The sequence below is a fragment of the Streptomyces sp. NBC_01190 genome, assembly GCF_045039895.1.
Classification (GTDB): Bacteria; Actinomycetota; Actinomycetes; order Streptomycetales; family Streptomycetaceae; genus Actinacidiphila.
In genome coordinates this window covers 1,582,501-1,608,613 of sequence record NZ_CP108580.1, presented here as the reverse complement: position 1 = coordinate 1,608,613, position 26,113 = coordinate 1,582,501, and the positions used below count along the sequence as shown (strand labels likewise).

Below are 26,113 nucleotides of genomic sequence, written 5' to 3'. Positions count from 1 at the left end.
AGCGTCCGCCGGACCGACGGGTCAATGGCGTCCGGCCTCGCCGGTGGTGTTGAGGATGTTCACCCCTCTGAAGAGGGCGGAGGGGGAGCCGTGGGAGACCGCGGCGACCTGGCCGGGCTGCGCCTTGCCGCAGTTGAAGGCGCCGCCGAGGACGTAGGTCCGCGGGCCGCCGACGGCTTCCATGGAGCCCCAGAAGTCGGTGGTGGTCGCCTGGTAGGCCACATCCTTGAGCTGGCCGGCGAGTCTGCCGTGCTCAATCCGGAAGAACCGCTGGCCGGTGAACTGGAAGTTGTACCGCTGCATGTCGATCGACCAGGAACGGTCACCGACCACGTAGATCCCGCGGTCCACACCGGCGATCAGCTCGTCGGTGGAGGGGCCCGCCGGGTCCGGACGCAGGGAGACATTGGCCATCCGCTGCACCGGGACGTGCGCGGGGGAGTCGGCGAACGCGCAGCCGTTGGAGCGCTCGAAGCCGCTGAGCCGGGCGATACGGCGGTCGAGCTGATAACCGACCAGGACGCCGTCCCTGACCAGGTCCCAGGACTGTCCTGCCACGCCCTCGTCGTCGAACCCGATGGTGGCCAGGCCGTGTTCGGCGGTGCGGTCGCCGGTCACGTTCATCAGCGGTGAGCCGTACTTCAGGGTGCCGAGCCGGTCGAAGGTGGCGAAGGAGGTGCCGGCGTACGCCGCCTCGTATCCGAGCGCGCGGTCCAGCTCGGTGGCGTGGCCGATCGACTCATGGATGGTCAGCCACAGATTGGACGGGTCGACCACCAGGTCATATGACCCGGCCTCGACCGAGGGGGCGCGCATCTTCTCGGCCAGCAGGCCGGGGATCGCGGCGAGTTCGGCGTCCCAGTCCCAGCCGGTGCCGGTCAGATACTCCCAGCCGCGGCCGGTCGGCGGCGCCAGGGTCCGCATCGACTCGAAGTCTCCGCTCTCCGGGTCCACCGAGACCGCCGTCAACTGCGACTGGATCCTGACCCGTTGCTGAGTGGTGCTGGTCCCGGCGGTGTCCGCGTAGAACTTGTTCTCCTGCACGGTCAGCAGGGCGGCGTCCGCGTGCGAGACACCCTCGGCCGCGAGCAGCCGGGCACTCCACTCGGCGAGCAGCGCGTTCTTCTCGGCGTCCGGCACATCGAACGGATTGACCTCATACGACGACACCCACACCTGGTCGGCGTGGACCGGCTCCGGGGCCAGCTCCACCCGCTCGTCCGACCCCGAGGCGGCGATCACCTTCGCCGACAGCTTGGCCATCGAGACCGCCCGGGCCGCCACCTTCGCCGCCGCGTCCATCGTCAGATCCACCCCGGCGGCGAACCCCCAGGCCCCGCCGTGCACCACCCGCACCGCGTAACCGAGGTCGGTGGTGTCCGAACTCCCGGTCTGCCGGGCGTCCCGCAGCCGCGACGACGCGCCGCGCACCCGCTCCAGCCGGAAGTCGGCGTGCTCGGCCCCCAACGCACGGGCGCGCGCCAGCGCCGCGTCCGCGAGCGCCCGCAGCGGCAGCGCCAGGAATGACTGATCGACCTCGTGAGGCACGACGGTGTTCCCCTTCGACCATACGAACTGTTCGGCCGTGCGGCCGTGCGTTTCTTCCGGCTTTTCCGGCCCACCGGTTTCCCGACCGGCCGGCTTTTCGGCCGGCTGACCGTTCGACGACTACCCGCAGTGAATCATGGACCGCCGACAGTCGACTTGGCCACGCCATTCCACCGGGCCGCCCGACCCCTTGAGTTTGGTCCAGACCAATCCGTATGCTCATGACAACCGCCCTCCTTGTCCGCAGAGCAACCACCTCAGGCACGACAGGAGCCCCCCACATGTCACTACGCCGCAACACCGCCGCGGCCGCGGCGGTCGGCGCCGCCGCCCTGCTGATCGGCACCTTCACGGCCGGCTCGGCCAGCGCGCACGGAGCCCTCAGCACCCCGGTCAGCCGGATCTCCGGCTGCTACGCGGAAGGCCCGGAAAACCCCAAGTCCCAGGTCTGCAAGGACCTCGTCGCGGACAGCGGCACCCAGCCGCTCTACGACTGGAACGAGGTCAACATCGCCAACGCCAACGGACAGAGCCGCACGATCATCCCCGACGGCCACCTCTGCTCGGCCAACCGCGACAAGTACCGCGCCCTGGACTGGGCCCGCACCGACTGGCCCGCCACCCCCGTCTCGGCGGGCACCAGCAGCGTCACTTTCCGGGTCACCGCCCCGCACAAGGGCACCATGACGCTCTACCTCACCAAGCAGGGCTACGACCCGACCAAGCCGCTGAAGTGGTCCGACCTGGACACCACCCCGATCGCGACCTATACCACCGCCGCCTCGGCGGCCAGCGGGTATTACACCTTCAGTGCAACATTGCCCGCCCGCACCGGCCGGCAATTGATGTACCAAGTCTGGCAGCGCAGCGACAGTCCGGAGGCTTTCTACGGCTGCGCGGATGTCGTCTTCGGCCAGACGGGAGCCGCGGCCGCCCAAGGCGCGCCCAAAGCCCCGACCGACGCGCAGATCGCCGCCGGCGAATCCAGGTCCACCGTCAGCCACTATGGCCATGGAGGCACCGAACCCATCGCGACCAGTGACGTAGCCGACGCGCGCCCCGCCGGGGCCACCCTGGAGGCCGCGTTGTCCGGCAGCGCGGTCCTTGCGTCAGGAGCCCTCGGTTTGCTCTTCTGGAGCCGGCGCAAAGCGGGAACACGCGCAAGGGTCTGACCTGGGACTTGTAGGGAAGTGACAGGGGACCGCTAAGCAGCCTGTGGGGGGCCGATTCCCCGGAAAGGACCGGGGACCGGTAGCTTTCCCTGGACAGGCTGTCTAGTGGGAAGAGTGATCCGTTGAGCCGCTCGGTTCTCGTCACCGGAGGAAACCGGGGCATCGGCCTCGCCATCGCCCGGGCATTCGCCGATGCCGGCGACAAGGTCGCCGTCACGTACCGCTCGGGCAAGCCCCCGGTCGAGCTCCTGGGCCTCGGGGTCCACGCGGTGCGGTGCGACATCACCGATGCCGAGCAGGTGGAGCAGGCGTACAAGGAGATCGAGGCCGCGCACGGAAACGTCGAGGTGCTCGTCGCCAACGCCGGCATCACCCGGGACCAGCTCCTCATGCGGATGACGGAAGAGGACTTCACCGCTGTCCTCGACACCAATCTCACCGGCACCTTCCGGGTCGTCAAGCGTGCCAACCGCGGCATGCTGCGCGCCCGGAAGGGACGGGTCGTCCTGATCTCCTCCGTCGTGGGCCTGAGCGGCCAGGGCGGACAGGCGAACTACGCGGCCTCGAAGGCGGGCCTGGTCGGCTTCGCCCGCTCACTCGCCCGCGAACTGGGCAGCCGAAACATCACTTTCAACGTGGTCGCCCCCGGGTACGTCGACACCGACATGACCAGGGCGCTCACCGACGAACAGCGGGCCGGCATCGTCTCCCAGGTGCCGCTCGGCCGCTACGCGCAGGTCGAGGAAGTGGCCGCGGCTGTCCGTTTCCTCGCCTCCGACGACGCCTCGTACATCACCGGAGCCGTCATTCCCGTTGACGGCGGATTGGGCATGGGTCACTGATCTCATGAGCGGAATCCTTGCGGGCAAGCGTGTCTTGATCACGGGTGTACTGATGGAATCCTCCATCGCCTTCCACACCGCCAAGCTGGCCCAGGAGCAGGGCGCCGAAGTCATCCTGACCGCGTTCCCACGGCCAACGCTGACAGAGCGCATCGCCAAGAAGCTGGACAAGCCGGTCAAGGTGATCGAGCTGGACGTCACCAACACCGAGCACCTCGGCGAGCTGGAGACCGTGGTCCGTGAGGAGTTGGGCGGCCTCGACGGAGTGGTGCACTCCATCGGCTTCGCGCCGGCGGACGCGCTCGGCGGGAACTTCCTCAACACGCCGTTCGAGTCCGTCGCGACCGCGATGCACGTCTCGGCGTACTCGCTGAAGTCGCTCACCATGGCGTGCCTGCCCCTCATGGAGAGCGGCGGCTCGGTGGTCGGCCTCACCTTCGACGCACAGTTCGCGTGGCCGCACTATGACTGGATGGGTCCGGCCAAGGCCGCGCTGGAGGCCACTTCCCGCTACATAGCCCGCGACCTGGGCAAGCAGAACGTGCGCTGCAACCTCATCTCGGCCGGTCCGATCGGCTCGATGGCCGCCAAGTCCATCCCGGGCTTCGCCGCCATCTCCGGCCTGTGGGCCGAGCGTTCCCCGCTGGAGTGGGACCTCACCGACCCCGAGCCGGCCGGCCGTGGCGTCGTCGCCCTCCTCTCCGACTGGTTCCCGAAGACCACCGGCGAGATCATCCACGTGGACGGAGGGTTCCACGCGATCGGTGGTTGATCCTCCGCCGGGTGGGTCCGCCGGGCGGAGTCCGGTGCGGCCGTCCGATGCCCGGGAGGCCCGCATCGCTGGTCGCGGGTTCCCGGGTTGAGCCCAGGGCCCCGGGGGTTCCTGGGGTCAGACGGGGCGGGTGTCGGCCAGGGAGTGTTCTGCCGGGTGGTGGGGCGGGGTGCTTCCCGGCGTCGGGCGCAGGGTCGTGGTGAAGCGGCAGCGGACCGCGTGGTCGCCGGCCTCCGCGGCGGCGCGGGACGGATCGCCGGCCCGGATCGCCGCGACCAGGCCGGCGTGGTCGCGGTGCTCCGTCGGGCGCCCGGCGGCGATCGCCACGCCGCGGAAGTCCCGCAGCACCTCTCCGAGGTCGGCGTAGAGCGTGGTCAGCACCTCGTTGTGGGCGGACGCCACCACCGCCTGGTGCAGCCTGGCGTCCGCCTCGGCGAAGGCCTCGACCGTGCCCGAGGCGAACGCCAGGTCGCGCCCCGCGAGCAGCGCGTCGAGCCGCCGCAGATCCGCCTCGTCCCGGCGGCGCGCCGCCAGCGCCGCCGCGGTCGCCTCCAGCGAGCCCCGCACCTCCGCCACGTGCGGCGGATCCACCTCGGCGAACCGTTTCGCCATCACGCCCGCCAGCTCGCTGGTCGCCACGACATACGTACCCGAGCCCTGCCGGATGTCGAGCAGCCCGTTGTGGGCGAGCGCCCGCACCGCCTCGCGCACGGTGTTGCGGGCCACGCCGAACCGTTCCACCAGCTCCGGCTCGGTGGGAATGCGCGACCCGACCGGCCACATCCCCGCGACGATCTCGGTCCGCAGGACCGCGATGACCTGGTCGGCGAGCGTGGTGGACCGGGTTAAGTGTCCAAGATTCATCCCATGATCCTATGGCAACCAAAGCAATGCCCCGTCCCCTCGACTGGCCCCTCGACTGTCCCCGCGCCCGTCCCTTCGCCAGTCCCCCTCCACGGTCGCCCGGCGCCGCGGGCACTTTCCAGGACGAACCTTGACCCGGCCGTACCCCACCCCGGCCCGGCCCGCCCCACCCCCGGTGCCAAACTGAACCCATGCCCGTACTCGAGCCCAACCCCCCGCAGCCCCACCGGCGCCTGCTGATCATCTTCGGTCTGATGATGGGCGTCCCCGCCCTCGTCGCGGTGGTCGCCACCATCGCCGCCCGCATGGGCTGACCCGGACGGACCCCTGGCCGGGGGGTGCGGACGGATCCCTGACCGGGGGGTGGGGACAACCCCACCATCCCTAGGGGGCCAGGGTCAGGGTCAAGTGGGTGGACGACCGGATGGGAGCCGTCACCCCGCCCCCGTAGCGTCGAACCGTACTCAGCGATACGGCACTTCGACGGTCCAACCACGGAGGCGGTCACCGTGACCACGCAGTCCCCCCACCTCTACGCCGCGCCGGTGCCCCCGCGGGCCGCCCGGCGGGATCGCCCCGCTCCCCTCCCCGAGCGGCCGGCCCCGGTGCAGACCCGGCTGCCGTGGTGGGCGGTCGCGCTGCCCGCCGCCGCCTTCGCCGCCCTGCTGGGCCTGCTCAGCGCCGGACCCGCCGACGCCTCGGCCGCCGCGCCGGCCGCGGAAACCCTCGGCCGCCTCGTCGCCGCCTTCGGCGCCCTCCTCCAGCACCTGCTGTGACCTGCGGGTGACCGTCCGCCGGATCACACCGGCCTGCCCGCGCCCGCGGGGCGGTTTTCTGGAAAGCTGAAGGCATGACCGTCGATTCGCCCCGCACCATCGTCCTGCTCCGGCACGCCAAGGCCGACTGGCCCTCCGTCCCTGACCACGAGCGCCCGCTGGCCGAGCGCGGCCGGATGGACTCCCCGGCCGTCGGCCGCCGTTTCGCCGACGACGGCATCGACCTCGACCTCGTCCTGTGCTCCACCGCCGCCCGGACCCGGGAGACCTGGAAGCTCGCTTCGCACGAGCTGCCGCACCGCCCCAGGACGGTCTACGAGGAGCGGCTGTACGAGGCGACCCTCGGCGATCTGCTGGCGGTCCTCATCGAGACCCCCGACGACATCGGCTCGCTGCTGCTGGTGGGCCACAACCCGGGTATGCACGCGCTCGCCGACGCGCTGACGGGCACCGCCGAGGAGGAACCGCTGGAGCGGCTGAACCGGATCGGCTTCCCCACCGCCGCCTTCGCCGTCCTGACCTTCAGCGGCTCATGGAAGTCCGTGGAGCCCGGGACGGCGCGGCTGACGGGCTTCTGGGCCCCGCACGAGGCGTAAGCGGGCACAAGACGCAAGCGGGCGGCGGGCGCAAGGCGTAGGCCCGGCCAAGGCGTAGGCCCGGACCAGGCGCGGGCACCACACCTGGCGTACGCACCGCCCCAGCGGCGTCAGCGCGCCGCCGCCGCTGGGACCGACCCCGCCGGCCCCCTGGCGCGGTCAGCCCGTGACCACACCGTCCAGCTCGTCGGCGGCCTCGATCTCCTCCCGCGTGATGCCCAGCAGATACAGCACCGTGTCGAGGAACGGTACGTTCAGCGCCGTGTCGGCCGCCTCGCGCACCACGGGCTTGGCGTTGAAGGCGACGCCGAGCCCGGCCGCGTTCAGCATGTCCAGGTCATTGGCGCCGTCGCCGATGGCCACGGTCTGGCTCAGCGGCACCCCGGCCTCCGCGGCGAACCGGCGCAGCAGCGCGGCCTTCCCCGCCCGGTCCACGATCGGCCCGGTCACCCGGCCGGTGAACCGGCCGTCGGCGACCTCCAGGGTGTTCGCGGCGGCGAAGTCGAGGCCGAGCCGCTCCTTGAGGTCGTCGGTGACCTGGGTGAAGCCGCCGGAGACCACCCCCACCTGGTAGCCGAGCCGCTTGAGGGTGCGGATCAGCGTCCGGGCGCCCGGGGTCAGCCGCACCTCGGCGCGGACCTTCTCCGCCACCGAGACGTCCAGGCCGGCCAGCAGCGCCACCCGCGCGTGCAGCGACTGCTCGAAGTCCAGCTCGCCGCGCATCGCCGCGGCCGTCACCTCGGCGACCTGCGCCTCGCACCCGGCGTGCGCGGCGAAGAGCTCGATCACCTCGTCCTGGATGACCGTGGAGTCCACGTCCATCACCACCAGCCGCTGCGCCCTGCGGTGCAGCCCGGCCGGCACCACCGCCACGTCCACACCGCGGGCCGCACCCTCCACCGAGAGCGCGGACCGCAGCGCGGCCGGCTCGACCCCGGAGACGGCGAACTCCACCGCCGTCACCGGGTACTTCGCCAGCCGGAAGATCCGGTCGATATTGCCGCCGATACCGGTGATCAGCGCGGTTATGGCCGCCGTCGACTCGGCGGTCAGCGGGCTGCCGAGCACCGTCACATGCGAGCGGCCCTCACCGCGCGGCCGGTTGTCGCCGATGCCCGAGATGATCTCGGCCTGCATCCGCATGCTCTCGGCCCAGGTGTGCACGGTGGCGCGCAGTACGCCCTCCGCCCCGCGCTCGGTGGGCGCGGTGACCAGGGCGCACAGCACGATCCGGCCCCGGGTGACGACCTGCTCGATGTCCACCACGTCCAGGCCGTACTCGGCGAGCGTGTCGAACAGCCCGGCGGTGATGCCGGGCCGGTCCTTGCCGAAGATCTTGACCAGCAGCGTCTGTGTGTCCGACGGCGGCAGGCCGGCGGCGCTCTGCGAGGCGTTGTCCATGGTGCCTCCACGGTATCCGCCCGGCGATCACCACGCCCCTCCGTCCCGCTGGCCGGACACCTCGGCGCCGCCCGCCCCGGCCGGGCGCCCCCGGGCGCCGATCAGGCCGGGGGAGCGGGCGGCGGGGGCGGCCACTTCTCGGCGTCCGGCCGCGGGCCCTGGCGCGGCGCCGGGGGCGGCGCGAGGACCGTCGGGGCGTCGGAGATCGGCGGCGCTTCGTCCTGGGGCGGGGATGCGTAGGGGTTCTCCTCCTCGGCCGGCCGGTAGGGGCGACTCGGCAGATACGGGCCCGGCTGGTACGCCACCGCCGGATACGTACGGTTCGCGTCATCGAGCCCGCCGGGCAGCGGCGGCCCGCCCGGCCCGTCCGGACCCGCCGGTGTCCGCGCGGGACCAGCGGCGGCGGCCAGCGGGGCGACCTTGCGGCCGGCCGAACCGGTGGCGCGGGCGAGCAGCGCCCCCACCGCCCCCGCGCCGGCTCCCCACGCCGCCCCGAGCAGCAGCGCCAGGCCGGCGTTGCCGTGCAGGTCGACGCCCGCGCCGACCGCGTCGAAGCCGAAGACCGACAGATTGGCGTTCACCTTCACCGCGCTGAGCCACACCAGCAGCGGCAGCGTCACCGCCGTGACCACCCCGAGCCGCAGCGCGCACGCCCCCACGTAGCGCGGCCAACCGCCCTCCACCGGGGTGCGGGTGGCCGTCAGGGCCCCCGCGAGCACCATCAGCAGCGCGACGGCGACCGGCAGCAGCCGCACCTGCCCGTTGAGCTCGGCGAGCCGGCCCGGGGTGATGGTGGCGCCGCCGTGCCCGGCGAGGAAGCGGTTCAACGGGTCGGGCAGCAGCGCGGTCAGCGGCCCGGACGCGGTGCCCTTCCAGGGGACGAAGAGTCCGAGCGGCACCGCGAGCCAGACGCCGTTGGGCGTGCCGAGCAGCGCGGAGCCCATGATCCGGCCCGGCTCGTCACCGGTCGCCGCCGCGAAGGCCGCCGCGGCGAACCCGGCGAGCACCGCCACCAGCAGCGCCGCGTTCAGCGCGGACGCGGCCGGCCGCACCACCCGGTGCAGCCGGCCCCAGCCGGCGGGGAGCGGGGTCCTGCGGGAGGCGAGCAGCGCGATCAGCAGCACCGCGAGCACCCACAGCAGCGCGCCGAGCAGGGTCCGCCCGGTGTCGACATGGAACGTCACCGAGGTCTTGGTCCTGGCGATGTGCTGGAGTCCGTCGGCCAGGCCGCCGCTGATCTTCCCGATCCCGGGCAGACCGCTGAGCAGGTCGTCGGTGGCGCCGCGCGGCGGGCCGACCGAACCCGCGTCGATGGCCACCGTGTCCTGCCCCGCCCATGCCAGGCCGCCGGCCATGGCGAGGAAGAACGCCGCCGTCGTGGCGACCCGCGCGGCCAGTTCGGCCGGCCGGACGGTGGCTCCGGCCCGGCGCAGGGAGCGCAGGAACACCCAGGCGAGCAGCAGCGCGCCGGCCAGCGCGACCCCCAGCGGTGTGATGCCGAGCGACCCTTGCGTCTGCGAGCCGGTCAGCCCGAACACGCCGACATCACCGGTCGGCAGCACCTTCCCGCCGATCGCCATCGCGACCACCGCCGCCGTCAGCGGCCCGAGCGAGCCCGCCGTATCGGCCCCCACCAGGTGAAGTCCCAGCGCGGCGACGCCGATCATCGCCGCGAAGGCCCAACTCACCGCCGCCAGCGACCCGAACAGCACCCGTGCCCACGGTGTTCTCCGCGCATCCATAGCGACCCCCGAGGTCGTCGTCCCCCAACGCACGCAACTGGCCCCAACTGTCGGGGCGCGCGGCGGGGGCCGTCAACGGCCCGATACGGAATACGTACACGTGACGGCGTTCTGTTACGAGACCGGGTCCTGCGATGGTTCCTCCCGATGTTCGGTGTCCCCCTACACTCCCCTGAAGGGGACAACTCGGGGGGCGACACATGGGGCTTGGGGTGCCTGAACTCGTACTTGAATTGAATGGAAGGACCTGGTCGCTCGACGCGGCCCGGTCGTACAGCCTGGGGCGCGATCCGCAGGGCGACGTGGTGTTCGACGACGCGCGGGTGTCCTGGCGGCACGCCACCGTCCGCCGCGGCGAGCGCGGTTGGGTCATCGAGGACCTCGGCAGCACCAACGGCACCTTCGTGGTGGGGCAGCGGGTCCAGCGGACCGACGTCGGGCCGGGCACCGCCGTCCATCTCGGCAATCCCACGGACGGGCCGCGGCTGAACTTCCGCGGTGTGGCGAGCCCGCAGGCCGCCGCCGTACCACGGCCCGCCGTCGGCGTCCCGGAGGCCCAGGCCCAGGCCCAGGCCCAGGCCCAGGCCCAAGCCCTGGTCCAGGGGCAGGTCCGGCCGGGCCGGCAGCAGGTTCAGCCGCAGTTCCAGCCGCAGGCCCAGGCCCAGGCGCCGGTCGTGGCACCGGCCGGCGGGGGCGCGGGCTTCGGCGACCGCAACCCCACCACCTTCCACCAGCTCTCCCTCGGCCGGGTGATGAGGATCGGCCGCGCGCTGGAGAACGAGCTGGTCGTCTCCGACCTCCAGGTCTCCCGCTACCACGCGGAGTTCCGGGCCCACCCCGACGGCCGCTACGAGATCGTCGACCTCGGCAGCCACAACGGCACCTACGTCAACGGCCAGCCGATCCAGCGCCATCTGCTCGGCCTGCACGACATCGTGGGCGTAGGACACTCCACCTTCCGGCTGGTCGGCGACCGGCTCGAGGAGTTCGTCGACACCGGCGAGATCTCCTTCTCCGCCCGCCGGCTGTCGGTCACCGTGCCACACGGCAAGACCACCAAGACCATCCTCAAGGACGTCTCCTTCGGCGTCCCGGAGAAGTCGCTGATCGGTGTGATCGGCCCGTCCGGCTCCGGCAAGTCCACGCTGCTGCGCGCCCTCACCGGCTACCGCCCCGCGGACCAGGGCGAGGTGCTCTACGACAACCGCGATCTCTACAAGCAGTTCGCCGAGTTGCGCCAGCGCATCGGCCTGGTCCCGCAGGACGACATCCTGCACAAGGAACTCCAGGTCAAGACGGCGCTCAAGTACGCGGCCAAGCTGCGCTTCCCCGGCGACACCGCGGCCGCCGAGCGCGAGGCGCGGATCAACGAGGTGCTGCGCGAGCTGAAGCTCGACATCCACGCGGACAAGCGCGTCACCTCGCTCTCCGGCGGCCAGCGCAAGCGCGTCTCGGTCGCCCTCGAACTGCTCACCAAGCCGTCGCTGATCTTCCTGGACGAGCCGACCTCCGGCCTCGACCCGGGCATGGACCGCGATGTGATGAAGCTGCTGCGCGGCCTCGCCGACGACGGCCGCACGGTGCTCGTGGTCACCCACTCGGTGGCCGAACTGGCCCTGTGCGACAAGCTGCTGGTGATGGCGCCGGGCGGCGCCGTGGCCTACTTCGGGCCGCCGGACGAGGCACTGACCTTCTTCGGCTACGAGACCTGGGCCGACGTCTTCTCCGCCTTCGAGAACTACCGCGACTACGACTGGTCGGGCCGCTGGCGCGGTTCGCAGCACTACCAGCTCTACGCCGCCGAACTCGACGTCGCCGCCCCGCAGACGGCGCCGGCCATCCCGCACCAGGTGGCCAAGCCGCCCAAACCCACCGGCTGGACCGCCCAGCTGTTCACGCTGATCCGCCGCTATCTCTCGGTGATCTCCTCCGACCGCGGCTTCATCGCGCTGATGTTCGTGCTGCCCGCGGTGCTGGGCGTGGTCAGCGTGGTCATCCCGGCGGCCAGCGGACTCGGCCCGGGACCGGCCAAGGCCCACGGGATCAACAAGGACGCCGGCACCATCCTGCTGATACTCGCGGTCGGCGCCTGCTTCTCCGGGGCGGCCAACTCGGTCCGTGAGCTGATCAAGGAACGGGTGATCTACGAACGCGAGCGGGCCACCGGCCTGTCCCGCTCGGCCTATCTGATGTCCAAGGTCATCGTGCTCGGCCTGATCACCGCGCTCCAGGGCGCCATCATCTGCGGCATCGGCTTCGCACCACGCGAACTGCCGGTCGAGGGCGTCATCGTGAAGGGCCAGCCCGCCGTCGAGATGACGCTGGCGATCATCGGGCTCGGCTTCACCTCGATGATGTTCGGCCTCATCATCTCCTCGCTGGTGAAGACCGCGGAGAAGACGATGCCGCTGCTGGTCATGTTCGCCATCGTGCAGGTGGTGTTCACCGGCGTGCTCTTCCAGCTCTACGACTCGCCGGGGATCGAGCAGTTCGCCTGGCTGATGCCGGCCCGCTGGTCGGTGGCCGCCCTCGGTGCCACCGCGAACCTCAATGCGGTCATGCCCTGGGACCCCGGCAACCCCGACCCGCTGTGGCAGCACACCGCCGGTGCCTGGACGCTCGACATGGCCGTGGTGATCGGCCTCGGCATCGTCTGCGGCATCGTGGTGTCCCGGCTGCTGCGCCGCCATGAGCCGGAAGTCATGCGGAAGTAGCGGCACGCGTCACGGGAACTCTGCGAAAGGCGAGAAAGGCGAGAAAGGCGAGAAAGGTGCGAAAGGGCGGCGGGACCACGAGGTCCCACCGCCCTTTCCCGTGCGCCGGACGGCGCGGGCCGGCTCAGTACGCGGAGTATACGTTGTCCATCGAACCGTACCGGTCGGCCGCGTAGTTGCACGCGGCGGTGATGTTCGCGACCGGGTCGTAGATGTTCCACGAGGTGCCGGACACGTGGTAGGTGGCGAAGGTCGGCGGAATCACCTGGAGCAGACCCTTGGACGGAATGCCGTTCTGGGCGTTGATGTCCCAGAGGTTGATCGCGTTCGGGTTGCCGCTCGACTCCCGGATGATGTTCCGGTAAATGCCGTTGTAGCTGCCCGGAATACCCTTCTGGTGCATGATGTCGAGCGACTGCCTGATCCAGCCGTCCAGGTTGTTGGCGTAGACCGGCTTGGCGGCGACCGGAGCGGGCCTCGGGGCCGGGGCCGGGGCCTTGGCCTTGAGGACCACCCGGTGCGTCGGCTGGGTCACGGCCGCCCTGGGCGCCACCGGCTTCGGCGCGGGCTTCGGTGCGGCGGGCTTGGGGGCCACGTGCTTAGGGGCCACGGGCTTGGGAGCGGCGGGCTTCGGCGGTGCGGGCTTGGGCGGTGCGGGCCTGGCCGGCGTGGTCTTGGGCGCGGCCGGCTTCGGCGCGGCCTTCTCGGCCGCGTGCGGGGTGGCGGTGCGCGCCTTGGCCGGCGCCTTCTCCGCGGCCGTGTCGGCCTTCGCGTCCGACGTCTTCGCGTGCTGGGCGGCCGAGGCGGACGTGGCAGCCGGTTGGGCGGAGGCGGCCGTCGTGGATCCGCCAGTCGCCTGGAAACCGGTGACTGCCAGAACGACCGCAGTCGCGGCGCCGGCGCCGGCGACCGTGATCTTCTTTTTCTTGGACAGTGACCCGATCTTCGGGATCGTGGGGAGCTGCATGGCGGGATTTCCTCTTCCGGTTGCGGACCTGAGAATTCTTAGAGGGTCCGAAATCGGGGGTCAAAGGGCTCCGCTACGAATAAGGTTCGTAGTTCGGCGGTCAACCGAGGTGGATTCCGCTGTTTACCGGTAATGCGGCCGGCGGTTTTCCGACTAAGCCGCTTAGTATGTGACGCACGCCCTATAGGTCACCTCACACGGCGCCGCCCCCTCGATCGCACATGGTGATCGAGGGGGCGCTTTGTGTGAGGGTTTGTTTTCCGGACCCGGAGCTCGGCGCAAAAGTTCCCGGGCTCCCGCACGGCTCGGTCCGATCCTCAGGGGAGCAGCAGATTGAGGTCCCCGAATTCATGCCAGCGGTAGCGTTCGCGCAACGCCTCGGCATAGACCCGCTCCAGCAGCCGGTCGCCGGACAGGGCCCGCAGCATCAGCAGATGCGAGGCCTCGGGCTCGTGCATCCCGGTCAGCAGGCCGTCCACCGCCCGTACGCCGCGCTCCGGGGTGATCACCAGGCCGGTCCAGCCCCGTGCGGCCGACACCACACCGCGTTCGTCGGCCGCCGACTCCAGGGCCCGTACCGCCGTGGTGCCCACTGCCACCACCCGGCCTCCGGCCGCCCGCGCCGCGTTCACCTGCCACGCGGTGCTGGCCGGCACCTCATAGGGCTCCGGGTACGGCGGCTCGTGCGCCTCGGCCGACGCCACGCCGGTGTGCAGCGCGATCGGCGCGATCTGCACCCCCCGGCTCACCAGCTCGGTCACCAGCGTCGCGGTGAAGGGCCGCCCGGCGCTCGGCATCTCGGCCGAGCCCGCCCCCACGGCCCCGTCGGCGGCCGTGCTCCCCGCCGCCGTGGCGAACACGGTCTGGTAGGCGGCCAGCGGCTGGTCCCGCTCGGTGTACCCGTACCGGATCGGCCGGCCGTGCCGGTACAGCTCCCGCACCAGATCCCGTACCGAGGGCGTCGCCACCCACAGGCGGTCGCCGGCCGGGTCGAGCGGCTCGTCCAGCACCAGCCGGCCGCCGCCCGCCAGCTCGATCACGGCGCCCACCGCACCTGTCCCGGCCCCTGGTGAGCCACCCGGCGGCCCCCACCGCCTGCGGACCGTCGACCCATGCCCGTCCGGGGTGCGTACCTCCACCACCCAGCGGCCGTCGTCCCGCCGGGTCGAGCAGTGCACCACCACGGCCTCACCGGCCAGTTCCCCGTCCACCGCCGCCGGGAGCGTCCGCGAGGTGTTCACCACCAGCACGTCGCCGGCCCGCAGCAGCCCCGGCAGCTCGCGGAAACCGTGGTGCGTCACCGTGCCCCCGCCGCCCGGACCGCCGCCCGGGTCACCATGCGGGCTGTCACTTTGCCGGCCGACGAGCAGCCGGACCGCGTCCCGGCGGGCCGGCGGCGCGGTGGCCAGCAGCTCCGGCGGCACCCGCAGCCCGGCCAGCCCGGCCGCCGACACCCGCGCCGCCTCCACCTCGCACCTCGCGCACACCACCGCGGTCATCGCGCCCCCAACAGGGCCCGCGCCACATAGCGGCCGCTCGGCGGCCGCTCGTCCAGCAGCCGGACGAAGGCCGGCCCGACCTCCGCCGGGAGCAGCCGGTCGGCGAAGCCCGGATCACCGGGGACCGCCGCCGCGTACAGGTCGGTCCGCAGCTCGCCCGGGTCCACCCACCACACCCGCAGCCGCGGCTCCTCCGCGGCGAGCACCGCGGAACCGTGGTCGAGCGCGGCCTTGGCGGCGCCGTACCCTCCCCACGTGGGGTACGCCGCCACCGCCGCGTCCGAGCTGACGTTCAGCACCGCGCCGCCGGCCGCCCGCAGCGCCGGCAGCGCCGCCCGGACCAGTGCGAACGGCGCGACCACATTGGTTTCCAGCGCCTCCCGCCACCCCGCCTCCGACAGCCGCGCCAGCGGTACGAGCGGCTCGGCGCCCAGCGCGCTGGCGTTGTTCACCAGCAGGTCCACCCCGCCGAGCGCCAGCGCCGCCGCCACCAGCGCCGCCCGGTGCGCGCTGTCGGTGACATCACCCGGCAGCGCCTCGACAGGGCCGCGGTCCACGGGAGCGGGCAGGTCGCGGGCCCGGGCCGCGGCCGTCAGTTCGGCCGCCACCGACCGCAGCGCCGCCGCGTTCCGCCCGTCGACCACCAGGTCCCAGCCGCGCGCCGCCAACTCGAGCGCCAGCGCCCGTCCCAGTCCCCGCGACGCCCCGGTGATGATCGCTACCGGCATGATCCAGCTCCCCGTCCGTCCCGTGATCCGGCCGGCCGCCGGACCATCTGGCGCCACCGTAGGAACCGGGCGGTCCGGTCCGCGTCGGCCGGCCGCCGCAGAACCCCGGGGCCGTTCGGCGTAGTCCCTACGACCGAGCCCGGCCGGTCCGTCCGCCGGACAACGGCGGGCACCGGCGCCGGTACGGTGGGACGCATGGCCAGCAGGACGCCCCGGGGCGGAATCGAAGCGGTCAGCGCCGCGCTGCTGGCGATGAACCGGCGTCTGGAGGTGCGCGAAGTGCTCCAGACCATCGTCGTCTCCGCCCGCGAGCTGCTCGGCGCCGAGTACGCCGCGCTCGGCGTGCCCGACGACCACGGCGGTTTCGCCCAGTTCGTGGTGGACGGCGTCGGCGACGGGCAGTGGAAGGCCATCGGCCCGCTGCCGCGCCAGCACGGTGTGCTCGCCGCGATGCTGCACGAGGCCACCCCGCGCCGCCTCGCCGACGTCCGCGACTTCGAGAGCTTCCAGGGCTGGCCCCGCGCCCACCCGGAGATGAAGGACTTCATCGGCATGCCGATCGTCGACGACGACGAGATCCTCGGCGCGGTGTTCCTCGCCAACAAGCGCTGCCCCGCCACGCCCGCCGCCGTCGACGGCTTCACCCAGGAGGACGAGGACCTGCTGCGGATCCTCGCCGACCACGCCGCGCTCGCCCTGACCAACGCCCGGCTCTACGAACGCAGCCGCGAGCTGACCCTGGCCGGGGAGCGGGGCCGGATCGCCCACGAACTGCACGACGCGGTCTCACAGAAGCTCTTCTCGCTCCGGCTGACCGCGCGGGCCGCCGCCGCCCTGGTCGACACCGACCCGGCGCGCGCCAAGGAGGAGATCAAGCACGTCGCCGCGCTCGCCGCCGAAGCCGCCGACGAACTGCGGACCGTGGTGGTCGAGCTGCGTCCGGCCGGGCTCGACGAGGACGGCCTGGTCGCCACCCTGCGCACCGAGGTCCGGGTCCTGGACCGGGTGCACGCCGCCGCCGTCACCTTCCGTACCGACCGGATACGGGCGCTGCCCGCCGCCCAGGAGGAGGCGCTGCTGCGGGTCGCCCAGGAGGCGATGCACAACGCGCTGCGGCACGCCGGCGCCACCGCGGTCGAGGTCAGCCTCGAAGGCCGCGGCAAGGGCGCCCGGCTGCGGATCGGCGACGACGGCCGCGGCTTCGACCCGTCGGCGGTCCGCCGGGCCGGGCGCCATCTCGGCCTGGTCTCCATGCGGGACCGCGCCGACCGCGTCGGCGGCCGGCTCACCGTGCGATCGGAGCCCGGCGGGGGCACCGTCATCGAGATGGAGGTGCCCGGTGGCTGACGCGAACGGCCGGACCGGCGACAACGGCGCGACCATTCCCGCCCGCCAGGGTGGCCAAGGCGCCCAGGCCAGCCGTGGCGCCGGGAAGGCGGCGCCGCCGAGCGGCCGGGCGCCGGGCACACGGGCGGCCGACCGGGGAGCCGGCGCCCGTATCCGGGTGCTGCTGGTCGACGACCATCAGGTCGTCCGTCGCGGCCTGCGCACCTTTCTCGAAGTGCAGGGCGACATCGAGGTGGTCGGCGAGGCGGCCGACGGGGCCGAGGGGGTGGCCCGCGCCCAGGAGCTGCGGCCCGACGTGATCCTGATGGACGTCAAGATGCCCGGCACCGACGGCATCGAGGCGCTCCGGCTGCTGCGCGAGACGGAGAACCCGGCCCGGGTGCTGATCGTGACCAGCTTCACCGAGCAGCGCACGGTGGTGCCCGCGCTGCGGGCCGGCGCGGCCGGATACGTCTACAAGGACATCGATCCGGTGGCGCTCGCCGACGCGATCCGCTCGGTGCACGCCGGGCACGTCCTGCTCCAGCCCGAGGTGGCGGGCGTGCTGCTCGCCGGCGACCAGCACGGCGGGGGCACCGGGCGGGGCACCACCCTGACCGAACGCGAACGGGAAGTCCTCGGGCTGATCGCCGACGGCCGCTCCAACCGGGAGATCGCCCGCGCCCTGGTGCTCTCCGAGAAGACGGTGAAGACCCACGTCTCCAACATCCTGATGAAGCTGGACGTCGCCGACCGCACCCAGGCGGCGCTGTGGGCGGTCCGCAACGGCGCGGGGAACTGAGGCGCGGCCCGGACGTCCGTCAGGGCCGACGGCGCTCCACCTCCTCGACGTACGCGTTGTACGCCGCCACCTGCGCCCGGCGGGCGGTCCGCTCCACCGGCCGCAGCAACTCCGCCCGCGCCGCGATCTGTGACGCGCTCACCGCCGCGCCATGTCCGTCGGAGGCGATCTCCACCACCGCCGCCACCCGCTGCGCCAGCTCGAGCACCCGCACCGCCCGTGGCGGATAACCCGGCGCGAGCACCTCGCGACCGCGCGCCGCCCGGGCCCGGTACGCGTCGAGCGCCGCCTGCGCGGCCGGTCCCGCGCCCGCCACATCGAGCTGGGCCAGCGCCTCACCCGCGTCCCGCAGCGCCTCCGCCAGCTCCCGCTCCGCCTCGCCGAGCGAGGGCACATCGGCCGGCGGCGCGTCCCGTACCGCCAGGCACTCCCACACCACCTCCACATGCAGGTCGCCCTCGGGGCCCGCCTCGTGGACCTCGGGCACCAGGCCCAGGTGCGCCGCGCCCACGGTGACCACCGCCTCACCGGCGACCAGCGCGCGGGCGTTGAACTCCGGCGGACCGCTCAGCCCCAGCGGGTGCCCGGCCACCGGCAGCGCCAGCCGCAGGCCGGTCACACCCAGCGCCCGCAGCCGGCCGAGGCCCAGCGTGAGACCCACCGGAGCGTGTTCCCCCGGGAGCCCGGTGATCCGGTGCACGACGTCGTCGGCCGTGATCCGCTGTGCGACGTCATCCGGCGCGGCAAGTCCGGCAAGCAGGGCATTTCCCCACGCGGTGAGCCGTCCGGAGCGAGGTTCATCAAGCATGGCCCCAGCCTAAGGACTGGACCGGACCGGCGGTGGCGTAAGTTTTCCCCGGGGGTTCCTTCTGGCCCGTGCCGACATGGGCACACCGGACAGCCGAGACTGCAATGGGAGACAACGCGCTCATGAGCGATGTGCTGGAGCTGGTGGACGTATCCGTGGTCCGCGACGGACGAGCTCTGGTGGACCAGGTCTCGTGGTCGGTCGCCGAAGGCGAGCGCTGGGTCATCCTCGGTCCGAACGGGGCCGGCAAGACCACCCTGCTCAATGTCGCCTCCAGCTATCTCTTCCCGACCGCCGGCACCGTCCAGATCCTCGGCGAGAAGCTCGGCAATGTCGACGTCTTCGACCTGCGGCCCCGGATCGGCATGGCGGGCGCCGCCATGGCCGAGAAGATGCCGCGCGGGCAGACCGTGCTGGAGACCGTGCTCACCGCCGCTTACGGCATGACCGCGACCTGGCAGGAAGGCTACGAGCAGGTCGACGAGGACCGGGCCCGCGCCTTCCTCGACCGGCTGGGCATGAGCGACTTCCTCGGCCGGAAGTTCGGCACCCTGTCGGAGGGCGAGCGCAAGCGCACCCTGATCGCCCGCGCGATGATGTCCGACCCCGAACTGCTGCTGCTCGACGAGCCCGCGGCCGGTCTCGACCTCGGCGGCCGCGAGGACCTGGTGCGCCGCCTCGGCCGGCTGGCCCGCGACCCGATCGCCCCCTCCATGATCATGGTCACCCACCATGTCGAGGAGATCGCGGCCGGCTTCACCCATGTGCTGATGATCCGGCAGGGCAAGGTCGTCACCGCGGGCCCCATCGCCGAAGAACTCACCTCCCGCAACCTCTCCGTCTGCTTCGGCCTCCCGCTCGTGGTCGAGCGCCGCGGCGACCGCTGGACCGCCGCCGGGCTGCCGCTCTCCTGACGTCTCCCGAGGTGTCCTGACCCATCGCCCGGCACATCGCCCGGCGTCTCCTGGGTTTCCTGGCGCCTCCTGGCACCTCCTGGTTTTCCCTCCACGCCCCCCGCTCGCGAAGTCGCGAACATCGCCGTCAGTGCGCACTGCCGCAACAGGGGTCCGCACGCCTACGATTGACGCCGTGGAAGCATGGGTGTGGTGGCTGATAGCCGCGGTGGGGTTGGGCATCCCACTGGTGATCACGGCAATGCCCGAACTGGGCATGTTCGCCGTCGGCGCGGTGGCGGGCGCGGCCACGGCCGCACTCGGCGGCGGGATCGTGGCCCAGGTCGTCGTCTTCGTGGCCGTCTCGGTCGCGCTCCTGGTCTTCGTACGGCCACTGGCCTACCGCAACCGCCAACGGCCCGAGCAGCGCAGCGGTGTCGACGCCCTGCGGGGCCGGCAGGCCGTGGTTCTCGAACGGGTCGACGGCGGCGCCGGCGGCCGGATCAAACTGGGCGGGGAGGTCTGGTCGGCCCGGTCCCTCGAACACGGCCAGGTCTTCGACCCGGGGCAGCACGTGGACGTGGTGGAGATCGAGGGAGCGACCGCGGTCGTGATGTAACCCCGCGCCGCGAGGCGGGAATTGGCAGAATCGGCCCGCGGCGCCCCTGCCGTCTGCGAGAATTGATCATGACAGCGTAGTCGGACGTTCGCATCCAAGCTTGCCGTCAATCGGCGCCGGGAGTTGGCCATGCAGCCCATCATCATCGTGCTCATCATCCTGGTGGTGCTCGTCTTCATCGCCCTGATCAAGACGGTCCAGGTCATCCCGCAGGCGAGCGCCGCCATCGTCGAACGCTTCGGCCGCTACACCCGCACCCTGAGCGCCGGACTCAACATCGTCGTTCCGTTCATCGACACCATCCGCAACCGGATCGACCTGCGCGAGCAGGTCGTCCCGTTCCCGCCGCAGCCGGTGATCACCCAGGACAACCTGGTGGTGAACATCGACACCGTCATCTACTACCAGGTGACCGACGCCCGGGCCGCGACCTACGAGGTGGCCAGCTACATCCAGGCGATCGAGCAGCTCACCGTCACCACCCTGCGCAACATCATCGGCGGCATGGACCTGGAGCGGACCCTCACCTCCCGCGAGGAGATCAACGCCGCGCTGCGCGGCGTGCTCGACGAGGCCACCGGCAAGTGGGGCATCCGCGTCAACCGCGTCGAACTCAAGGCGATCGAACCGCCCACCTCCATCCAGGACTCGATGGAGAAGCAGATGCGCGCGGACCGTGACAAGCGCGCCGCGATCCTCACCGCGGAAGGCATCCGGCAGTCCCAGATCCTCACCGCTGAGGGCGAGAAGCAGTCCTCCATCCTGCGCGCCGAAGGCGAGTCCAAGGCGGCCGCACTGCGCGCCGAGGGCGAGGCGCAGGCCATCCGGACCGTCTTCGAGTCGATCCACGCCGGCGACCCGGACCAGAAGCTGCTCGCCTACCAGTACCTCCAGATGCTGCCGAAGATCGCCTCCGGCGACGCCAACAAGCTCTGGATCATCCCCAGCGAACTCAACGACGCGCTCAAGGGCCTGGGCGGCATAGTCAACATCCCGGGCGCGCCCGGCACCGGCGGCGGCCCCGGCACCGGCGCGCCGGCCGCCGACCGGGCCCCCGCCCCGCGCCGCGAGTCCCCCCGCTTCGACAAGGAGTGAGCCCGGCCGGGGGCCAGGCGGTCCCCGGTCACGCTGTCGGACGAGGTTCGGCTGAACCAGCCGTTGAGCCGGCCCTTGCATGGGCCCTGCCACCGGGCCCGGCGCGCACCGCCCCTATAGTCATGGCCACCGAGCACCCCCCGACCAGTGAGGCGGGGAGGAGCGGGGAGGAGCGCGGAGATCATGGAGAGTCAATGTCCCCCAGCGAAGCCCTGGCCGTCCTCGCGGCCGGAATCGGCGCCGGCACCATCAACACCATTGTCGGCTCCGGGACATTGATCACCTTCCCGGTCCTGCTCGCCGTCGGCCTGCCGCCGGTCACCGCCAATGTCTCCAACACCCTCGGCCTGGTCCCCGGCTCCCTCACCGGAGCCATCGGCTACCGCCGCGAACTCGGCGGCCAGCGAACCCGGTTGCTGCGCCTGGGCGCGGTCTGCCTGATCGGCGGCGCCAGCGGAGCGCTGCTGCTGGTCACCCTGCCGTCCGGGGCCTTCAACGCGATCGTGCCGGTCCTGATCGGCATAGCGCTGGTGCTGGTGGTCCTGCAACCGCGGCTCGCCCGCGCGATCCAGGCCCGCAGGCAGCGCGCCGGGGCCCCCGTGCCCACCCACGGCGGCCCCGTACTGCTGCTCGGCATGCTGCTCGCCAGCGCCTACGGCGGCTACTTCGGCGCCGCCCAGGGAGTCCTCTACCTCTCCCTGATGGGCCCCTTCCTCGACGAGCCGCTGCAACGCGTCAACGGCCTGAAGAACGTACTCGCCGCCCTCGTCAACGGGATCGCCGCGGTCTTCTTCATCTTCGTCGCCCACCTGGACTGGGCGGCCGTCGCGCTGATCGCCGCCGGCGCCACCATCGGCGGCCTGATCGGCGCACGCGTCGGCCGCCGCCTGCCGCCCACCGTGCTGCGCGCACTGATCGTGGTCGTCGGCCTCGCCGCCATCGTCCAGCTCGTCCTCAGGGACCGCTGAGCCTCAGGCCGGCAGCGCCAGCCACTCCGGCAGGCTCTGCCGGTCGGTGACCCCGAGCGCCAGCAGCAGCGCGTCCGCGGGTGTCGGCTCGAACGGCCGGACCAGCAGCCGCATCCCCGCCTGCTCCGGCGTACGGTCCGCCTTGCGCTGGTTGTCCTCCGAGCATGCCGCGACGGTGTTCAGCCAGGTGTCCCGGCCGCCCCGCGACTTCGGCTGGATGTGGTCCACGGTGGTGGCCCGCCGCCCGCAGTAGGCACAGCGGTGCCGGTCACGGACGAGAACACCGCGCCGAGACCACGGAGCCCGTTGTCGGAACGGCACCCGGACGTAGCGGCAGAGCCGGATCACCTGCGGCACCGGCACCTCGACCCCGGTGGCCCGGATCCGCAGCCCGGGATGCGCCTGCTCCACGACGGCCTTGTCCTGCATCACCAGCACGACCGCACGCCGCAGCGACACCGTCGACAACGGCTCGAAGCTCGCATTCAGCACCAGCGTCTCCCGCATCCCGCCCACCTCCCCGGCCCGATCGCCCCGACGGGCGAAGTGGCTCAACTGTGCCTGTCGGCCGCTATGGCGGACAACGCAATTTCCCGCCGTAGGACAGCGGACGGGCAGGGGGGAATTTCCCGGCGAAGCGTGCGGAAAGCCCAAGGGAAGAAGACCGCCGGCCGAACGGGGAGCGAAAACTGCGCTCCGGATGCCGTCCCCCTGGGGAGGGCCGCACCCGGAGCGCGCCGGCCGGCGCGGACACCCGGCGTCACGACCGGATTCCGGCAGGCGGCCGGCGAAACCCGGCCGGCACTCTCCCCGAGCCGTCAAGGCCCAGGGGTGTCCCGGCCGCGCCGCGTCCCGCCGCCCCCGCGATGACGCGGTGCCGACCACCCGGCTCAGGGAACCCGCCGGGCGCATACCGGGGGCCACCGCCGCACCGGGGCGCCCTCACTGTGCGACCCACCGGCCCGGCGCCGCAACGGATTTACCGCGCGGCCCGGGGAGGCGGGGCCGATCGCGCCGGTCAGTGCGCCGGCGGCACCTCGTACTCACCGATGAGGTTCGCCCGCCCGATCGCGTGGAACCGCAGATTGAAGCCGACGTACGCCGGCGTCGCGTCCGCGTCCAGGCCCAGCGTCTCGGTGTCGACCGCGTACACGGTGAACACATAGCGGTGCGGCCCGTCGCCGGGCGGCGGCGCCGCGCCACCGAAGTCCCGGCTGCCGTAGTCGTTGCGGGACTGCACCGCGCCGGCCGGCAGCCCCTCGAAGCTCCCGGAACCCGCGCCGGCCGGCAGCTCCGTCACCGACGCCGGGATGTCGAAGACCACCCAGTGCCAGAACCCGCTGCCCGTCGGCGCGTCCGGGTCGAAGCACGTCACGGCGAAGCTCTTCGTCTCCGCCGGGAAGCCCTCCCAGCGGAGCTGCGGCGAGGTGTTCCCCGCCGCGTAGACCTGATCGTCCTTCAGGGACACGCCCTGCGTGACATCGTCACTCACCACCGTGAACCCCGCCACCGGCGGGTGGAAGTCATGGGGGAGCGGCCGTCGCCCTTGCTCGGTCACCTCGGCACCTCCTGATCGCACATGAAGCATGAGGCAGGAGGCACGCCGCCTGCCCACACTCGGAAGCCTGCGTGGCCGAGCCTAAACTCCATGGTCACCACCAGTTCCGCTTGCCCCCCACCTCGGCGAGCCACTGGTGCAGATACCCGGTCCAGTCCGTCTGCTGGTACGTGTGCAGGCCCATCGTGAACGACCGGTACGTGTCGCTGCCCGCGCTGAACAGCCCCGGCTTCTTGTCCATCTCCAGCACCACGTCCATCTCCTCGCCGTCCGCGACGAAGGTCAGCTCCACCTGCTTCAGCCCCCGGTACTGCGACGGCGCGTGGAACTCGATCTCCTGGTAGAACGGCAGCCGCTGCCGGGTGTGCCGGATCACCCCCTTCTCCAGGTCCGCGCTCCTGAACGCGAAGCCGAGCTGACCGAAGGCGTCGAGCAGCGCCTGCTGGGCCGGCAGCGGATGCACATGCACCTCGTCCACATCGCCCGCGTCCACCGCGCGGTCGATCGCCAGCTCCGTGGTGACCCCGAGCTTCATCCCGGTCAGATGGCGCCCCATGAACATCGTCACCGGTGTCTCCCACGGGATCTCCAGCGCGAACGGCACATCGTGGACCGCGCCCGCCGCAAGCTCGAAGGCCCCGCCGATCGGCTGCCGGTGGAACTCGATGTCCTGGTGGTACTCGGTGTCATTGCCGTGCAGGTCCCGCTGCTCCACCTCGACCCGGGCCTGGAGCCCCACCGAGAGGCCCTCGATCCGCTGCCCGACCGACCCGCCCTGGATCCGCACCTCACCCTGGACGATCCCGCCCGGCACGGCGTGGGCCTGCGTCAGCTCCGTCTCCACCGACGCTCCGCCGGCCCCCAGACTCGCCAGCAGCTTCCTGAACCCCATGGTCCGCCTCTCCCTCGTTCCCGCTCGTTGTCGCTGTCGTTGTCGTTTCTGTCCGCCCGAACGCCTGAACGCCCGTCCGGCCGAGCATCAGCGCACTCTACGAGCGCGGCGGCCCCGCCCGCGGTTCCACTACGCTCGGGCGCTGTGATCACCGCAGCCGAGCGGACCCCGCTGGCCCGCTCCTTCTTCGACCGGCCGGTCCTGGAGATCGCGCCCGATCTGCTGGGCCGCGTCCTGGTACGCGAGACCGACGACGGCCCCATCGAACTCCGCCTCACCGAGGTCGAGGCGTACGACGGCCCCAATGACCCGGGTTCCCACGCCTACCGGGGCCGGACCGACCGCAACGCCGTGATGTTCGGCCCGCCGGGACACGTCTACGTGTACTTCACCTACGGCATGTGGCACTGCCTGAACCTGGTCTGCGGCCCCGAAGGGCGGCCCAGCGGAGTGCTGCTCCGGGCCGGCGAGATCGTCCTCGGCGCGGATCTGGCCCGGGTGCACCGGCCCACCTCCCGCAAGGCGAGCGACCTCGCGCAGGGGCCGGCCCGGCTGGCCACCGCCCTCTCCGTCGACCGCGCCCTGGACGGCGCCGACGCCTGCGCCGGCGGTCCCGACGGCCCCGGCGGCCCTGAACAGGGGAGCAGCCCGTTCCGTGTCCTCACCGGCACCCCGCCGGACCGGGCGCTGATCCGCAGCGGGCCCCGCACCGGCGTCGGCGGCGGCGGAGCCGACCACCCCTGGCGCTACTGGATCGACGGCGACCCCACCGTCAGCCCCTACAAGGCCCACAGCCCGCGCAAACGCCGCTGAACGCCGCTGAACGCCGCTGAACGCGGCAGGAAGCGGCAGGAAGCGGCGAAGGAGCCGCGCGGCGGCGCCGCCGGTGCCGGTGAGCGCAGACCATCGCGGAGCCAGGACCACGTACCCTCGGACACGCTGGATTCCCGGCATCGAGCCGACCGTACGACCAAGGGAGACACGGAACCGTGACGGACATCGTCGACGAGCTGCAGTGGCGCGGACTGATCGCCGTATCCACTGACGAGGACGCGTTGCGCAAGGCGTTCGCGGACGGCCCCGTCACGGTCTATTGCGGCTTCGACCCCACCGCGCCCAGCCTGCACCTCGGCAACCTGGTGCAGATCCTCACCGTCCGCCGGCTCCAACTGGCCGGGCACCGTCCGCTCGGCCTGGTCGGCGGTGCCACCGGCCTGATCGGCGATCCCAAGCCGACCGCCGAGCGCACGCTGAACGACCCCGAGGTCGTCGCCGACTGGGTGCGGCGGGTACGAGCCCAGATCGAGCCCTTCCTCTCCTTCGAGGGCCCCAACGCGGCGGTCATGGTCAACAACCTGGACTGGACGGCCGGGCTCTCCGCGATCGAGTTCCTGCGCGACATCGGCAAGCATTTCCGGGTCAACAAGATGATCAGCAAGGAGGCGGTCGCCCGCCGGCTCAACTCCGACCAGGGCATCAGCTACACGGAGTTCAGCTACCAGATCCTCCAGGGGATGGACTTCCTGGAGCT

General features: G+C 72.2%; 26 protein-coding genes (1 of these 26 cut by a window edge). 15 read left to right on the top strand and 11 right to left on the bottom strand.

Features of this window, described 5'->3' with window-relative positions; genetic code table 11:
* Window positions 1-21: 21 nt before the first annotated feature.
* A complete protein-coding gene (locus tag OG519_RS06825; RefSeq protein WP_405579962.1) occupies window positions 22-1,548 on the bottom strand; it encodes a TldD/PmbA family protein in 1,527 nt (508 codons plus the stop codon).
* Window positions 1,549-1,829: 281 nt separating this feature from the next.
* Between OG519_RS06825 and OG519_RS06820 the strand changes: the two genes are divergently transcribed.
* From OG519_RS06820 to fabI, 3 genes are all read left to right on the top strand, one after another.
* Window positions 1,830-2,720 (top strand): lytic polysaccharide monooxygenase, encoded by an 891-nt coding sequence (locus OG519_RS06820; protein WP_405579959.1) that lies wholly within the window; start codon window positions 1,830-1,832, stop codon window positions 2,718-2,720.
* 122 nt (window positions 2,721-2,842) lie between these two features.
* The gene (gene fabG, locus OG519_RS06815; RefSeq protein WP_405579957.1) at window positions 2,843-3,562 is read left to right on the top strand and encodes a 3-oxoacyl-[acyl-carrier-protein] reductase; all 720 of its coding nucleotides are present in this window, start codon (window positions 2,843-2,845) and stop codon (window positions 3,560-3,562) included.
* 4 nt (window positions 3,563-3,566) lie between these two features.
* Window positions 3,567-4,334 (top strand): enoyl-ACP reductase FabI, encoded by a 768-nt coding sequence (gene fabI, locus OG519_RS06810; RefSeq protein ID WP_405579955.1) that lies wholly within the window; start codon window positions 3,567-3,569, stop codon window positions 4,332-4,334.
* Window positions 4,335-4,451: 117 nt separating this feature from the next.
* Here fabI and OG519_RS06805 read toward each other — a convergent pair whose 3' ends face one another.
* Entirely contained in the window at window positions 4,452-5,198 is a 747-nt protein-coding gene (locus OG519_RS06805; protein WP_405579954.1) for a FadR/GntR family transcriptional regulator, read from the bottom strand.
* Between the two features lie 191 nt (window positions 5,199-5,389).
* Between OG519_RS06805 and OG519_RS06800 the strand changes: the two genes are divergently transcribed.
* The 3 genes from OG519_RS06800 to OG519_RS06790 all read left to right on the top strand — a co-directional run bounded on the left by OG519_RS06800 (window position 5,390) and on the right by OG519_RS06790 (window position 6,570).
* Window positions 5,390-5,512, top strand: coding sequence for an SGM_5486 family transporter-associated protein (locus OG519_RS06800; RefSeq protein ID WP_405579952.1), 123 nt, complete (start codon window positions 5,390-5,392; stop codon window positions 5,510-5,512).
* Between the two features lie 195 nt (window positions 5,513-5,707).
* Window positions 5,708-5,974 carry a hypothetical protein gene (locus OG519_RS06795; RefSeq protein WP_405579950.1) on the top strand — a complete coding sequence of 89 codons (267 nt, stop codon included), beginning with the start codon at window positions 5,708-5,710 and terminating at the stop codon, window positions 5,972-5,974.
* A gap of 74 nt (window positions 5,975-6,048) precedes the next feature.
* Window positions 6,049-6,570, top strand: a complete 522-nt coding sequence (locus OG519_RS06790; protein ID WP_405579948.1) for a SixA phosphatase family protein — start codon at window positions 6,049-6,051, stop codon at window positions 6,568-6,570.
* A gap of 159 nt (window positions 6,571-6,729) precedes the next feature.
* Here the strand turns inward: OG519_RS06790 and serB are convergent, their stop codons facing one another.
* Both serB and OG519_RS06780 read right to left on the bottom strand, forming a co-directional pair.
* On the bottom strand, window positions 6,730-7,971 hold the full coding sequence (gene serB / locus OG519_RS06785) for a phosphoserine phosphatase SerB (RefSeq protein ID WP_405579946.1): 1,242 nt from the start codon (window positions 7,969-7,971) through the stop codon (window positions 6,730-6,732).
* A gap of 101 nt (window positions 7,972-8,072) precedes the next feature.
* Window positions 8,073-9,683, bottom strand: a complete 1,611-nt coding sequence (locus OG519_RS06780; protein WP_405579943.1) for a streptophobe family protein — start codon at window positions 9,681-9,683, stop codon at window positions 8,073-8,075.
* Window positions 9,684-9,913: 230 nt separating this feature from the next.
* Between OG519_RS06780 and OG519_RS06775 the strand changes: the two genes are divergently transcribed.
* On the top strand, window positions 9,914-12,427 hold the full coding sequence (locus OG519_RS06775; protein ID WP_405579940.1) for an FHA domain-containing protein: 2,514 nt from the start codon (window positions 9,914-9,916) through the stop codon (window positions 12,425-12,427).
* A gap of 124 nt (window positions 12,428-12,551) precedes the next feature.
* On the opposite strand, the gene OG519_RS06770 is transcribed toward OG519_RS06775, so the two are convergent.
* The 3 genes from OG519_RS06770 to OG519_RS06760 all read right to left on the bottom strand — a co-directional run bounded on the left by OG519_RS06770 (window position 12,552) and on the right by OG519_RS06760 (window position 15,621).
* A complete protein-coding gene (locus OG519_RS06770) occupies window positions 12,552-13,394 on the bottom strand; it encodes a transglycosylase SLT domain-containing protein (RefSeq protein WP_405579938.1) in 843 nt (280 codons plus the stop codon).
* A 317-nt stretch (window positions 13,395-13,711) separates the two neighbouring features.
* Window positions 13,712-14,893, bottom strand: coding sequence for an S-adenosylmethionine:tRNA ribosyltransferase-isomerase (locus OG519_RS06765; RefSeq protein WP_405579936.1), 1,182 nt, complete (start codon window positions 14,891-14,893; stop codon window positions 13,712-13,714).
* Window positions 14,890-15,621, bottom strand: coding sequence for an SDR family NAD(P)-dependent oxidoreductase (locus OG519_RS06760; protein ID WP_405579934.1), 732 nt, complete (start codon window positions 15,619-15,621; stop codon window positions 14,890-14,892). Before OG519_RS06760 ends, OG519_RS06765 begins: the two co-directional genes overlap by 4 nt.
* Window positions 15,622-15,816: 195 nt before the next feature.
* Here OG519_RS06760 and OG519_RS06755 point away from each other — a divergent pair, with 195 nt between their 5' ends.
* Together OG519_RS06755 and OG519_RS06750 are read left to right on the top strand one after the other, a co-directional pair.
* Window positions 15,817-16,968 carry a GAF domain-containing sensor histidine kinase gene (locus OG519_RS06755; RefSeq protein WP_405579932.1) on the top strand — a complete coding sequence of 384 codons (1,152 nt, stop codon included), beginning with the start codon at window positions 15,817-15,819 and terminating at the stop codon, window positions 16,966-16,968.
* A 151-nt stretch (window positions 16,969-17,119) separates the two neighbouring features.
* Window positions 17,120-17,749 carry a response regulator gene (locus tag OG519_RS06750; protein ID WP_405592521.1) on the top strand — a complete coding sequence of 210 codons (630 nt, stop codon included), beginning with the start codon at window positions 17,120-17,122 and terminating at the stop codon, window positions 17,747-17,749.
* A 19-nt stretch (window positions 17,750-17,768) separates the two neighbouring features.
* Here OG519_RS06750 and OG519_RS06745 read toward each other — a convergent pair whose 3' ends face one another.
* A complete protein-coding gene (locus tag OG519_RS06745) occupies window positions 17,769-18,557 on the bottom strand; it encodes a hypothetical protein (RefSeq protein ID WP_405579929.1) in 789 nt (262 codons plus the stop codon).
* Window positions 18,558-18,661: 104 nt separating this feature from the next.
* Between OG519_RS06745 and OG519_RS06740 the strand changes: the two genes are divergently transcribed.
* The 4 genes from OG519_RS06740 to OG519_RS06725 all read left to right on the top strand — a co-directional run bounded on the left by OG519_RS06740 (window position 18,662) and on the right by OG519_RS06725 (window position 22,132).
* Window positions 18,662-19,471: an ABC transporter ATP-binding protein gene (locus OG519_RS06740; protein ID WP_405579927.1), complete on the top strand. Its 810-nt coding sequence runs from the start codon at window positions 18,662-18,664 to the stop codon at window positions 19,469-19,471.
* Between the two features lie 175 nt (window positions 19,472-19,646).
* Complete coding sequence (locus OG519_RS06735; protein ID WP_405579924.1) at window positions 19,647-20,069, top strand: NfeD family protein; 423 nt, start codon at window positions 19,647-19,649, stop codon at window positions 20,067-20,069.
* Between the two features lie 129 nt (window positions 20,070-20,198).
* Entirely contained in the window at window positions 20,199-21,164 is a 966-nt protein-coding gene (locus tag OG519_RS06730) for an SPFH domain-containing protein (protein WP_405579922.1), read from the top strand.
* 194 nt (window positions 21,165-21,358) lie between these two features.
* Entirely contained in the window at window positions 21,359-22,132 is a 774-nt protein-coding gene (locus OG519_RS06725) for a sulfite exporter TauE/SafE family protein (RefSeq protein ID WP_405579920.1), read from the top strand.
* Window positions 22,133-22,135: 3 nt separating this feature from the next.
* Here OG519_RS06725 and OG519_RS06720 read toward each other — a convergent pair whose 3' ends face one another.
* The 3 genes from OG519_RS06720 to OG519_RS06710 all read right to left on the bottom strand — a co-directional run bounded on the left by OG519_RS06720 (window position 22,136) and on the right by OG519_RS06710 (window position 24,582).
* Window positions 22,136-22,639, bottom strand: coding sequence for an HNH endonuclease (locus OG519_RS06720; protein WP_405579918.1), 504 nt, complete (start codon window positions 22,637-22,639; stop codon window positions 22,136-22,138).
* A gap of 511 nt (window positions 22,640-23,150) precedes the next feature.
* Window positions 23,151-23,690 (bottom strand): YbhB/YbcL family Raf kinase inhibitor-like protein, encoded by a 540-nt coding sequence (locus OG519_RS06715; protein ID WP_405579916.1) that lies wholly within the window; start codon window positions 23,688-23,690, stop codon window positions 23,151-23,153.
* A 94-nt stretch (window positions 23,691-23,784) separates the two neighbouring features.
* On the bottom strand, window positions 23,785-24,582 hold the full coding sequence (locus OG519_RS06710; RefSeq protein ID WP_405579914.1) for a sporulation protein: 798 nt from the start codon (window positions 24,580-24,582) through the stop codon (window positions 23,785-23,787).
* A 144-nt stretch (window positions 24,583-24,726) separates the two neighbouring features.
* Between OG519_RS06710 and OG519_RS06705 the strand changes: the two genes are divergently transcribed.
* Together OG519_RS06705 and tyrS are read left to right on the top strand one after the other, a co-directional pair.
* Complete coding sequence (locus OG519_RS06705; protein WP_405579911.1) at window positions 24,727-25,395, top strand: DNA-3-methyladenine glycosylase; 669 nt, start codon at window positions 24,727-24,729, stop codon at window positions 25,393-25,395.
* 176 nt (window positions 25,396-25,571) lie between these two features.
* Window positions 25,572-26,113, top strand: the start of a protein-coding gene (gene tyrS / locus OG519_RS06700) for a tyrosine--tRNA ligase (protein WP_405579909.1). 730 nt of this gene lie beyond the right edge of the window; the window shows 542 of its 1,272 coding nt (coding positions 1-542); the start codon lies at window positions 25,572-25,574; its stop codon lies beyond the right edge, outside the window.

Excerpts from the sequence above, each read along its gene's own strand:
- OG519_RS06775 (WP_405579940.1), top strand. The coding sequence starts at position 9,914 with ATGGGGCTTGGGGTGCCTGAACTCGTACTTGAATTGAATGGAAGGACC.
- OG519_RS06800 (WP_405579952.1), top strand. The coding sequence starts at position 5,390 with ATGCCCGTACTCGAGCCCAACCCCCCGCAGCCCCACCGGCGCCTGCTG.
- OG519_RS06760 (WP_405579934.1), bottom strand. The coding sequence starts at position 15,621 with ATGCCGGTAGCGATCATCACCGGGGCGTCGCGGGGACTGGGACGGGCG.
- OG519_RS06765 (WP_405579936.1), bottom strand. The coding sequence starts at position 14,893 with ATGACCGCGGTGGTGTGCGCGAGGTGCGAGGTGGAGGCGGCGCGGGTG.
- OG519_RS06745 (WP_405579929.1), bottom strand. The coding sequence starts at position 18,557 with ATGCTTGATGAACCTCGCTCCGGACGGCTCACCGCGTGGGGAAATGCC.
- OG519_RS06790 (WP_405579948.1), top strand. The coding sequence starts at position 6,049 with ATGACCGTCGATTCGCCCCGCACCATCGTCCTGCTCCGGCACGCCAAG.
- OG519_RS06805 (WP_405579954.1), bottom strand. The coding sequence starts at position 5,198 with ATGAATCTTGGACACTTAACCCGGTCCACCACGCTCGCCGACCAGGTC.
- OG519_RS06770 (WP_405579938.1), bottom strand. The coding sequence starts at position 13,394 with ATGCAGCTCCCCACGATCCCGAAGATCGGGTCACTGTCCAAGAAAAAG.
- OG519_RS06725 (WP_405579920.1), top strand. The coding sequence starts at position 21,359 with ATGTCCCCCAGCGAAGCCCTGGCCGTCCTCGCGGCCGGAATCGGCGCC.
- OG519_RS06730 (WP_405579922.1), top strand. The coding sequence starts at position 20,199 with ATGCAGCCCATCATCATCGTGCTCATCATCCTGGTGGTGCTCGTCTTC.
- OG519_RS06740 (WP_405579927.1), top strand. The coding sequence starts at position 18,662 with ATGGGAGACAACGCGCTCATGAGCGATGTGCTGGAGCTGGTGGACGTA.
- OG519_RS06710 (WP_405579914.1), bottom strand. The coding sequence starts at position 24,582 with ATGGGGTTCAGGAAGCTGCTGGCGAGTCTGGGGGCCGGCGGAGCGTCG.
- OG519_RS06755 (WP_405579932.1), top strand. The coding sequence starts at position 15,817 with ATGGCCAGCAGGACGCCCCGGGGCGGAATCGAAGCGGTCAGCGCCGCG.
- serB (WP_405579946.1), bottom strand. The coding sequence starts at position 7,971 with ATGGACAACGCCTCGCAGAGCGCCGCCGGCCTGCCGCCGTCGGACACA.
- OG519_RS06720 (WP_405579918.1), bottom strand. The coding sequence starts at position 22,639 with ATGCGGGAGACGCTGGTGCTGAATGCGAGCTTCGAGCCGTTGTCGACG.
- fabI (WP_405579955.1), top strand. The coding sequence starts at position 3,567 with ATGAGCGGAATCCTTGCGGGCAAGCGTGTCTTGATCACGGGTGTACTG.
- OG519_RS06820 (WP_405579959.1), top strand. The coding sequence starts at position 1,830 with ATGTCACTACGCCGCAACACCGCCGCGGCCGCGGCGGTCGGCGCCGCC.